At 64.7% G+C, this 10,163-nt stretch carries 11 protein-coding genes; 7 read left to right on the top strand and 4 right to left on the bottom strand.

Going from position 1 to position 10,163, the window contains the following annotated elements:
* Positions 1–157 precede the first annotated feature (157 nt).
* A complete protein-coding gene (locus LH475_RS05985; RefSeq protein WP_297413107.1) occupies positions 158–964 on the bottom strand; it encodes a DUF1206 domain-containing protein in 807 nt (268 codons plus the stop codon).
* A gap of 45 nt (positions 965–1,009) precedes the next feature.
* A complete protein-coding gene (locus LH475_RS05980) occupies positions 1,010–1,426 on the bottom strand; it encodes a VOC family protein (RefSeq protein WP_297413106.1) in 417 nt (138 codons plus the stop codon).
* A gap of 126 nt (positions 1,427–1,552) precedes the next feature.
* Here LH475_RS05980 and LH475_RS05975 point away from each other — a divergent pair, with 126 nt between their 5' ends.
* Positions 1,553–1,879: a hypothetical protein gene (locus LH475_RS05975; RefSeq protein ID WP_196844063.1), complete on the top strand. Its 327-nt coding sequence runs from the start codon at positions 1,553–1,555 to the stop codon at positions 1,877–1,879.
* A 43-nt stretch (positions 1,880–1,922) separates the two neighbouring features.
* Positions 1,923–2,924, top strand: coding sequence for a glutathione S-transferase C-terminal domain-containing protein (locus tag LH475_RS05970; RefSeq protein WP_297413105.1), 1,002 nt, complete (start codon positions 1,923–1,925; stop codon positions 2,922–2,924).
* 27 nt (positions 2,925–2,951) lie between these two features.
* Here the strand turns inward: LH475_RS05970 and ligD are convergent, their stop codons facing one another.
* Complete coding sequence (gene ligD, locus LH475_RS05965; RefSeq protein ID WP_196844064.1) at positions 2,952–3,974, bottom strand: non-homologous end-joining DNA ligase; 1,023 nt, start codon at positions 3,972–3,974, stop codon at positions 2,952–2,954.
* 86 nt (positions 3,975–4,060) lie between these two features.
* Here ligD and LH475_RS05960 point away from each other — a divergent pair, with 86 nt between their 5' ends.
* The 3 genes from LH475_RS05960 (at position 4,061) to LH475_RS05950 (ending at position 6,283) form a co-directional block, all read left to right on the top strand.
* Positions 4,061–5,335: an MFS transporter gene (locus LH475_RS05960; RefSeq protein WP_297413104.1), complete on the top strand. Its 1,275-nt coding sequence runs from the start codon at positions 4,061–4,063 to the stop codon at positions 5,333–5,335.
* 46 nt (positions 5,336–5,381) lie between these two features.
* Entirely contained in the window at positions 5,382–5,870 is a 489-nt protein-coding gene (locus LH475_RS05955; protein ID WP_196844065.1) for a DUF427 domain-containing protein, read from the top strand.
* Positions 5,871–5,965: 95 nt separating this feature from the next.
* A complete protein-coding gene (locus LH475_RS05950; protein ID WP_196844066.1) occupies positions 5,966–6,283 on the top strand; it encodes a DUF6457 domain-containing protein in 318 nt (105 codons plus the stop codon).
* Positions 6,284–6,292: 9 nt separating this feature from the next.
* Here LH475_RS05950 and LH475_RS05945 read toward each other — a convergent pair whose 3' ends face one another.
* On the bottom strand, positions 6,293–8,587 hold the full coding sequence (locus tag LH475_RS05945) for an FdhF/YdeP family oxidoreductase (RefSeq protein WP_297413103.1): 2,295 nt from the start codon (positions 8,585–8,587) through the stop codon (positions 6,293–6,295).
* 440 nt (positions 8,588–9,027) lie between these two features.
* Between LH475_RS05945 and LH475_RS05940 the strand changes: the two genes are divergently transcribed.
* Both LH475_RS05940 and LH475_RS05935 read left to right on the top strand, forming a co-directional pair.
* Complete coding sequence (locus LH475_RS05940; RefSeq protein ID WP_196844068.1) at positions 9,028–9,489, top strand: hypothetical protein; 462 nt, start codon at positions 9,028–9,030, stop codon at positions 9,487–9,489.
* A 5-nt stretch (positions 9,490–9,494) separates the two neighbouring features.
* Complete coding sequence (locus LH475_RS05935) at positions 9,495–10,028, top strand: GNAT family N-acetyltransferase (protein ID WP_196844069.1); 534 nt, start codon at positions 9,495–9,497, stop codon at positions 10,026–10,028.
* The last annotated feature ends 135 nt before the right edge of the window (positions 10,029–10,163 follow it).

Raw genomic sequence — 10,163 nt, 5'->3', positions numbered from 1 at the left:
GAGTGGAATTCGCTGAGTGGAATTCGCTGAGTGGACCGCGACGGGTGGACCGCGACGGGTCGGCTGCGCCAGCCATCTCGGCGGGGCTGGCACCCGGACAAGGCTCCAGGCGACATCGCGGTCGACTAACGCCGTCGCAATCTGTTCGCTCCGCGTGCTACAACTGGGCGCGCCGGGCGCGCACGAAGCAGTAAATGCCATAGGCGATGAGCCCGCTGCCGATCAGGAGCAGAGCGAGCGTTCCGAAGGGCAGGGCGGCGAGCGCTTTGAGCGCCCCGTCGAGCCCGGTGGATTTGCTGGCATCGCGGGTGAGCGCAGCGACCCCGATGAGGATCGCCACCACGCCGAGCGCGACGCCCTTGGCGATGTAACCGACGACGCCGAGGGCGATGACCACACGGCCGACCGTTCCGCTCGGCACGGCGAGGTCTGACCGAAATTTCTGAGCTGCACCCTTATAGACAAAGTAGCCAGCGACGCCCAACACGGCCACACCGAGCAAAAAGAGCACGATGATGCCACCGGGCGATGCCAGCAACGACGAGCTGGCGCTCTGCGTGCTGCTAGCCGAACTGGCCGAGCCGCCACGGGCGAAGGTGAGCGCGGTAACGCCGAGGGCAAAGTAAACGACGGCTTTGGCCAGGTTTGCAAAACGACGCGACCACTTGCGTTTAGGGTCACCCTGCATCACGAATGCCGAGACTAGAAGCCATAGCCCGAGTGCGAACATGCCGACGACGACCGTCCAGAGCAGAAACACCCCGCCGGGGCTGGACCCGAGTTGGCCGAGCGCACCGCTCTGATCGGCGGATCCACCGCCCGCGCCGACCGCGACGGTGATCGCGATTGACCCGATGAGAATGTGCAGCAGTCCATTGACGGCAAAGCCGAGCCGTGCCAGCAGTTGCAGAGTCGAGCTGTTACTCGCTTCGTGAGCGATGTGTGTCGCCGATGCATTTATCACGGGCCCATCATAGGACAACGCACCCCGTCGCGCTCAGGAACTTCTTCAGCCGGGCGTGCCAGCAATATTGATTATCCAGGCCGTGCCGAACTTGTCGGTCACCATGCCGAAGCTGTCGCCCCAGGGTGCCTTGCTCAGCGGCATTGCGACGGAGCCTCCCTCCACCAGCTTCTCCCAATACCCGGTCAATTCGGCCTCGTCGTCACCGCTGAGGGAGACCGAGATGCTGCTGCCGGTGGCGACCTGCATACTGCTCGGCGCATCGGAGGCCATCAGAGAAAATCCGCTCGCGGTGGTCAGTTCCGAGTGCATGATCTTGTCTTTATCGGCCGGATCGTCACTCGCGTTGGACTCCCCGAAGGTGCTGCGGGTCACCTCACCTCCGAAGACTCTCTGGTAAAAGTCCATCGCCTCCCGGGCGTTGCCGCGAAAGCCGAGGTACGGATTGAGACGGCTACTCATGATTGGATCTCCTTCTTTGTCGGGTTTGTGCAGTGATTATCGTCCCGATCAGTCGTTCGCATGAGTCACCAGGATCCAGCACCGGGCGGTGAGCCAGGGCCGACCGGTGGCGAGTACAGTATTCGCATGAAGCTGATCGCCATTGACCCGCCTACCCGCAGTTTTTCGCGCTGGTTGACCGACGAGGAGATTGGTCGGGTGATCGCCCACAAGCGCGGCTGGCGCCAGGCGCCCGACGGCAGCGTGCTGGCCGGCAAGATTCGCAAAACGCGCATAAGTGATTCGCTGGCGCAGCTCGGGGCGGCCGCCGTCGCCCGCGGCTGGGCCAGTCGGCCGCGGGTGGAGCCGGGCGACAGCAGCGGCCCCACCCATATGATGTGGGGCATCATCGATGCCCGTACCGACGCCGAGCTCACCGCCGAACTCACCGCCGAACTCGGCGGCGCAGCCTAGAACCACCCAAGCCCGTGTCGGCCGTGTCCGGTAGCGTAAGGGCATGAGCCTCGACCCCAGTTACATTCAGCCCGGCCAGGACTTCAACCGCGACACCAACTACATCGAAGATCGCATTACGCGAGACGCCCGGGATGGCTGGCCGGTGGAACCGGGCCGCTATCGATTGGTCGCGGCCCGAGCCTGCCCGTGGGCAAACCGCACCACAATTGTGCGTCGCCTGCTCGGCCTTGAGGGCGTTATCTCGCTGGGCCTACCCGGCCCCACGCACGACAAGAACAGCTGGACCTTCGACCTCGACCCGGACGGGCTCGACCCGGTCCTCGGTATTGAACGCCTGCAGCAGGCCTTCTTTGCCCGATTTCCCGACTACCCGCGCGGCATCACCGTGCCGGCAATCATCGATGTACCCACCGGCCAGGTCGTTACCAATAATTACCCGCAGATCACCCTGGATCTTGAGACCGAGTGGACCGCGTATCACCGAGCCGGTGCCCCTGATCTCTACCCCAAAACCTTGCGGGCCGAGATCGACGAGGTGGCCGAACTGATCTTTCACGACGTGAACAACGGCGTCTACAAGTGCGGCTTTGCTGGAAGCCAGAAATCCTATGAACGGGCCTACGACGCCCTGTTCGACCGGCTGGACTGGCTCGAAGAGCGCTTGGCGGGCCAACGGTATCTTGTGGGCGACACGATTACCGAGGCGGACATCCGCTTGTTCACCACCCTCGCCCGCTTCGATGCGGTGTATCACAGTCACTTCAAATGCAATCGCAACAAGCTGTGCGAGATGCCGGTGCTGTGGGCCTATGCCCGTGACCTTTTTCAGACGCCCGGTTTTGGTGACACGATCGACTTCGGCCAGATCAAGAAGCACTATTACGTGACCCACGTCGATATCAATCCCAGTGGCATTGTGCCGAAGGGGCCGGATGCTGCCACCTGGCTGGCCCCGCATTCTCGCGCCGAGCTCGGCGGCCGTCCATTCGGCACCGGCACCCCGCCGGAAGCGCCCGTGCCCGCCGAGCGCATCGTGAACTGATCGGTCGACGCGGCTAGTCGACGCGGCCTACTCCGGACGGCGGGCGCGGCTGGGCTGCACGCGCGGCGGCTCCCCTGGCATCTTGGGAAAGTCCGGCGGAAACGGCAACTCGCCGAGCCCGCCCTCGAGATCGCGTTCCCACCAGGAATACAGGGCGTCGATCGAGCCGGGCTGTTCGTGCATCGACGCCCACGGGTCGCCTTGCTTCTGTAACCGATCCGGCACGGTGAGGATCGTGAACGCGCGCGGGTTGGCCTGCGCCAGTTCGCTCCACTCCAGCGGGCAGGAGACCGGGGCGTGCGGCAGCGGCCTCGGGCTGTAGGCACCGGCCATGGTGCGGTCGCGGTTGGCCTGGTTGTAGTCGACGAAGACGCGCTCGCCGCGCTCTTCCTTCCACCAGTTCGTGGTCACCCGGGTGGGCATCCGTCGTTCCAGCTCGCGCGCCGCGGCGATGACCGCGTGCCGCACGTCGAGAAATTCCCGGGTCGGGGTGATCGGCGCGAACACGTGCAGCCCCCGATTTCCGGAGGTCTTCACGAACGCCACGAGGCCGGCTTCGGCGAGCAGCTCTCTCAGCTCCACGGCGACGGGAATGGTGTCGGCGAAGTTCGTGCCGGGCTGCGGATCCAGGTCGATGCGCAGTTCATCGGGATTGTCCGAGAGCTCGGCCCTGGACGGCCACGGGTGGAACACGATCGTGTTCATCTGCACCGCCCACACCGCGGCGGCCGGTTCGTCGATCACGAGCTGCGGATGCGTACGCCCGCTCGGGTAGACCACGGGCACGGCCCGCACATAGTCGGGCGCGCCCCTGGGCGGGTTCTTTGAGAAGAACTGCTCACCGTCGATTCCGCCGCTGAACCGTTGCAACGATACCGGGCGATCACCGTTGGCCCGCACGAACGCTTCACCGACGTCAATCAGGTACTGGGCGAGGTCACGTTTGGTGATTCCCAGTTCGGGCCAGAGCACCCGGCTCGGGCTCGACAGGCGCACGTCATGCGCGCCGTGTGGGCCATCCACCGTCAAAACCTGCGCATCAGAGCTCATGCGCACACTGTAGCCAGATTCGTCACGGGTGGGTGTAGGGCCCGGAACGCGTGCGCTGAACGAGTGCCCCGAGTCGAGATTGCCGCGTGAAGACGATCGCGAACCCGGGCCGGGTGGTGGCATCCGCTGGCTGGAGCGGGCACTCGCACGGCAGTTCCGACTATCGCAAACTGCTCGCCGGTCTGTTCTTCGCTGGCATCGCCACGTTCGCCCAGCTGTACTCGCCTCAGGCAGTACTCGCCCAGATCGCCGACGACGTCGGTGTCAGCGCAGCGGATGCCGCCCTCGTCATCTCTGCATCGACGCTCGGCCTAGCCGTCGGTGTGATTCCCTGGTCGATCATGGCCGACCGGCTCGGCCGGGTGCGGGCCATGTCAATTGCCGTGATCGCGGCGACGGTGTTCGGACTGCTCGTGCCGTTTGCCCCCACCTTCTCGCTGCTGCTCACCGGGCGGTTGGTCGAAGGGCTGATGCTCGGCGGCGTTCCGGCGATCGCGATCGCTTACCTGAGTGAGGAGATCGAGCCCCGACATGCCGCCCGTGCGGCCGGCACCTACGTCGCCGGCACCTCGATCGGCGGCCTGCTCGGGCGTCTCGTGGCGGGGCCGATCACCGAACTCGCCAACTGGCGGGTCGGCGTCTTGACGGTCGGAGCGCTCTGCGCCGTCGCGGCCGTGCTGTTCATTACGCTGATTCCGGCGCCGCGCGGCTTTGTACCCCGCCCGTTCGTGCCGCGGGTCGGTCACAAACGCGGGGCGCACGAGCTCGGCACCGATCTGAGCCTGGTCATGCTGCTGCGGGCCAATCTCACGTCGCCGCGCCTGCTCGCGCTCTATGCGCAGGGGTTTCTGCTCATGGGCGGTTTCGTCGCCCTGTACAACTACCTCGGTTTTCGGCTGGCCCACGACCCGTTCAACCTACCGCAGGCCCTGATCAGTCTCGTCTTCGTGGCGTATGTGGCCGGCACATGGTCATCGGCTCAAGCCGGCATTCTCACCGCCCGATTCGGTCGCTGGTCGGTACTGCTGAGCTCGCTCGCTTGCATGACGGCGGGGGTGCTGCTGACCCTGTCGACCGTGCTCGCAATCGTTCTGCTCGGCGTATTGCTGGCCACGGCGGGCTTCTTTGCCGCACACGCCGTGGCGTCCGGCTGGACCGGGGCCGAGGCCCAGGTCGGTCGGGCCCAGGCATCCTCGCTGTACAACCTCTCGCACCATACCGGGTCGAGCCTGTTCGGCTGGCTCGGTGGTGTGTTCTTTGTGCAGTGGGGGTGGGTCGGCATGGTCGGCATGGTTGCCGGGCTTGCCGTGGTGGCCGCCGCGCTCACCGTTGCCCTTTTGCAACCGCGCCGGGCCGGCTGACGCAAACATCACGGTTCTTCGCAGGTTGCTGTCCTAGCATCGGTTCATGATTGAGCGAGCGAACCGCGACCCCGTCCGCCCCGGCCAGGAATCCGTTTGGGATTACCCCAGACCGCCCCGCGTCGAACACACCCAGGAACACGTCACCATCGAACTCGACGGCGTGACCATCGCCGACACGCGCGACGTCGTGCGGGTGCTCGAGACCAGCCATCCACCGGTGTACTACTTGCCGCGGAGCGCCTTCGCCCCGGAAATTCTGCAACCGGCCCCGGGCCAGAGCTACTGCGAGTACAAGGGCGTAGCCGGCTACCTCTCCGTCGGCTCAAGCGCCCGGGCCGCCTGGTTCTACCCCACGCCGACATCGGGGTATGAGACGCTGGCCGACCGCGTCGCCATTTATCCGGGAGCAATGCAGCGCTGCACCGTCGACGGTGAAACGGTGCGTGCGCAGGACGGCGACTACTACGGCGGCTGGATCACCGAGAAAATTGTCGGGCCGTTCAAGGGCGCCGCGGGCACTATGGGTTGGTAACAATTCGGAGCCATTTTGTTGCACGCGATTTCTCGCGTCAGGGTACCGTCAACGTCGCCGGGCATCCGTTCTAACCGACAACTGAAGGAGTTGCTGTGACACACAACGACGTGGACGAAGAGATTCTGAAGCAGTGGACCCGCCGCCTCAGCCAGGCCCTCCAAATTTTGGATCTGGAGGTGGACAACCACCTCATGCTGAACGTCGCCGATGAGGCCGCTCGTGCGATCAGTCCGATGGCCGCACCCATCACAACGTTCGTCGTCGGCTATGCCGCCGGCTTGGCCGCAGCCAATTCGGCTACGGCGTCGCACGCGGCCATCGCTCGGGCAGCGGATGTCGTCATCGCCGTCTGCCAGCAGCCCGCGGGTGAGAATCCCAACGAAACCGGCTGGGTGAACACGGCGCAGTAGCTTTCTCAATCAGGGCGTTGCACGCTCCAGCCGGATGATGACGGCCTTCGACACCGGCGTGTTGCTGCCGTCGGCGACGCTGTCGAGCGGCACGAGCACGTTCGCTTCTGGATAGTACGCGGCGGCGCAGCCGCGCGGTGTCGGGTAGGCGACCAACCGGTAGCCGCGCAGCACCCGGTCGACATTGTCGCTGAACTCGCTGTGCACATCGACCAGGTCTCCGTCGGCGAAACCGAGGTTAATCAGGTCTTTCTTGTTGATGAAGACCACGTGCCGACCCTTTTTAATGCCGCGATAGCGGTCATCGAGGCCGTAGATGGTGGTGTTGAACTGATCGTGGCTGCGCAGCGTCTGCAGTACCAGGCGCCCGGGCGGCACCTCGAGGTGCTCAAGCGTGTTCGTCGTCAGCATGGCTTTGCCGATCGGGGTGTTGAAGGTGCGTGAATCGCGGGGGCCGTTCGCCAGCACGAACCCGCCCTCCTCCCGGATGCGCCCGTTATAATTTTCGCACCCGTCGACCACGTGGGCGATGTGGTCGCGGATGCGGTCGTAGTCGGCCTCGAAACCGGCCCAGTCGACCGCGACTGTGCTTTTGAGCACGGCGCTGGCCAGTCGCGAAATGATCGCCACCTCGGACAGCAGATTCGGTGACACCGGCTTGAGATTGCCCCAGGACGGGTGCACAGCGCAGACCGAATCCTCGACGGAGACAAACTGCACCCCACTGGCCTGCTCATCAATTTCAGTGCGCCCCCTGGTCGGCAGGATTAGGGCCTCCTCGCCCGTCACGGCGTGCGAACGGTTGAGTTTCGTGGAGATCTGAACGCTCATCTCGGTGCGCTGCATTGCGGCCTCGGCAATGCCCGTGTCGGACATGGCGGCGACGAAATTGCCGCCGAGACCCATCCACACCTTCATCCTTCCGTCGCGCATGGCGCGCACCCCGTCGACGGAATCAACGCCGTGCGCTCGTGGCGGGTCGAAGCCGAACTCCCGCTGCAGGGCGTCGAGGAAGGCCGGCGGCATCTGCTCCCAGATGCCCATGGTGCGGTCTCCCTGTACGTTGCTGTGGCCGCGGATCGGTGAGGCCCCGGCACCGGGTTTGCCGATATTGCCGCGCAGCAGCAGCAGGTTGATGATTTCCTTGATCGTCTCGACGCCCTTCTTCTGCTGCGTCAGCCCCATGGCCCAGGTGATGATCACTCGATCAGATTTGAGGTACCGCTGCGTGAGTTCGTCGATTTGTGCCGCGCGCAGGCCCGTCGCGGCCAGCACCACGCGCTCGTCGAGCTGGGAGAGATGCTGCCGCAGCTCGGCCAGGCCGTGACAGTGTTCGTCGAGAAAGGATTGATCCAGCGCGGTTCCTGGCGCGGCATCTTCGGCGTCCAGCACCCGCTTCGAGACGGCCTGCAGCAGAGCCATGTCGCCCCCGATGCGAATTTGCAGAAATTGGTCGGCGATGTCGGTGCCGTGGCCGATGATCCCGCGCACCCGTTGCGGGTTCTTGTAGCGGCGCAGACCTGCCTCAGGCAGCGGGTTGATGGCGACGATCTGGGCGCCGGCATCCTTGGCCCCTTCGAGCGCGGTGAGCATGCGCGGATGGTTCGTGCCGGGGTTTTGACCCATGATGATGATCAGGTCGGCTTTCGCAAAATCGTCGTAGCTGATCGTGCTCTTGCCGATGCCGACGGTCTGCCCCATGGCCCAGCCCGTGGATTCATGGCACATATTGGAACAGTCCGGCAGGTTATTGGTGCCGTAGGCCCGCGCGAAGAGCTGGTAGACGAAGGCGGCCTCGTTGGAAGCGCGTCCGCTCGTGTAGAAGGCGGCCTGGTCGGGTGAGTCGAGGGCGTTGAGCTTGGCGGCGATCACCCGAATGGCCTCGGGCCAGCTGACCGGGCGGTAGTGGTCGCTGCCGGCCGGCTTGTAGACGGGTTCGACTAGCCGGCCCTGCATGCCGAGCCAGTATTCGCTCTTCTCGCGCAGGTCGTGCAGCGAATGATCGGCCCAGAAACTCGTCGGGATGGTGATCGGGGTGGCCTCCCAGGTCACGGCCTTGGCGCCGTTTTCACAGAACTCGAACGCCTTGCGGTGTGCCGGGTCGGGCCAGGCGCAGCTCAAGCAGTCGAAACCGTCTTTCTGGTTCATGGCCAGGAGCGCACGCATTCCTCGCCGGGCGCCCATCTGGGTGATCGCCGGTTGCATGGAATGCAGCACGCCCGGTACACCGGCGGCCCAGGCTTTGGAGTGCGTGACCTCGATGTCGTCGTCGGTAACGTCGTCGATCGGGGTTTCACTGCTCATGCGGCACCGCTCTCCTTGTAGTTCCTGAGTCCCGGGGTCGTGTGGCCGACCGAGCGCTCATCGCTGGCACGATACACCCACTGGGGCGCGAGCATCCGTTCACGGGGTACGAATTTGTGTGATACCCCCACGGGTATACTCTGAGATAATTCCCTACCGAAAGGCACCGACCATGTGCAGAGCAGTCACCTGCAAGACCTGTCAGAAGACCACCTGGGCCGGGTGCGGCCAGCACGTTGATCAGGTCATGAAGAATGTGCCGCGCAACCAGCGCTGCGAGGGCCACGTGAGGCAGAAATCCACGGGCGGGTTCTTCGCGCGGCTCCTCGGTCGTTAGCCGTGGACCTGCTCGACGCTCGGTCAGTCGTGCTCGCAGCACGCCGTCTACCCGGCTGAAACCGTCACAAAACTGCACCCTGCCAGCATTAGACTCAGCACAAATGGCTGAATCTACACCTCGTGAAAGTGCGGCACGCTCGCACCGTTCGCTGCCCCGGCTAATCGGCCAGCTGATTCTCGGCGCCTTTCTGCTGCTGGCTGGAATCAGCCATCTCACCGTCAATCGGGAAGCATTTCAGGCGCAGGTTCCGGCCTGGGTTCCCTTGGGCACCGACACGGTCGTGGTGCTATCGGGAATCGTCGAAATCATGCTCGGAATCGCGCTGCTCGCACTGCACCGGTGGCGGGTGCCGGTCGGCTGGATTGTCGCCGCGTTCTTCGTGGCGATCTTTCCCGGCAACATCTCACAGTTCGTCACGGCAACCGACTCGTTTGGGCTGAATTCGGATCTGTCTCGGGGTATCCGCTTGGCCTTTCAACCTCTGCTCGTACTGTGGGTGCTGTGGGCCACGGGTGCGTGGCGGGCCTGGCGCACCCGTGTTCCGGCCGAGCGTACGTCGTAGGGAAAATGGACACCCTGACGTTCCGCCGCGCGACCACCGACGATGTTCCGGCCCTGCTGGAGTTGGTGACGAGCGCCTATCGCGGCGAGGCGAGCCGACAGGGCTGGACCACGGAGGCCGACCTCATCGACGGCCAGCGCCTCGACGCCGATATCCTGCGTGCCGACCTCGATCGGGCCCACAGCTTCGTCATTCTTGGTGAACGTGGGGTCGATCTGGTCGGGTGCGCCCACATCGAGAAGGACGTGGGTGATACCGCCTATTTCGGCATGTTCGCCGTGCGTCCGATCGGCCAGAGCCAGGGTGACGGCAAGCGTATTCTGGCCGAGGCCGAACGACAGGCCGTCTCCGAATGGCGTTCGACCGCAATGGTGATGACGGTCATCAGCGTGCGCGACTCCCTCATCGCGTTCTATGAACGTCGCGGCTATCAGCGAACGGGAGTACAGAAACCCTTTCACTTCGACACGCGTTTCGGTGTACCCAAGCGCGATGACCTGCACCTCGAGGTGCTCGAAAAGGTGCTGCAGCGCACCTAAGCCGCCGGCCTGGTCATCGGCGCGCCCACTACCGGTCGGCGCGCCCACTATGGCTGGCGCGCCCACCGGTAACGGGCGCGCCCACCGACACTTGGCGCGGTGACGGTTTGAGGCGCACAGTCGGCGGTCGGCGTA

Source organism: Cryobacterium sp., assembly GCF_026786305.1.
GTDB lineage: Bacteria > Actinomycetota > Actinomycetes > Actinomycetales > Microbacteriaceae > Cryobacterium.
The sequence above is the reverse complement of the archived record's forward strand: the minus strand, read 5'-3'. Positions and strand labels throughout refer to the sequence as shown.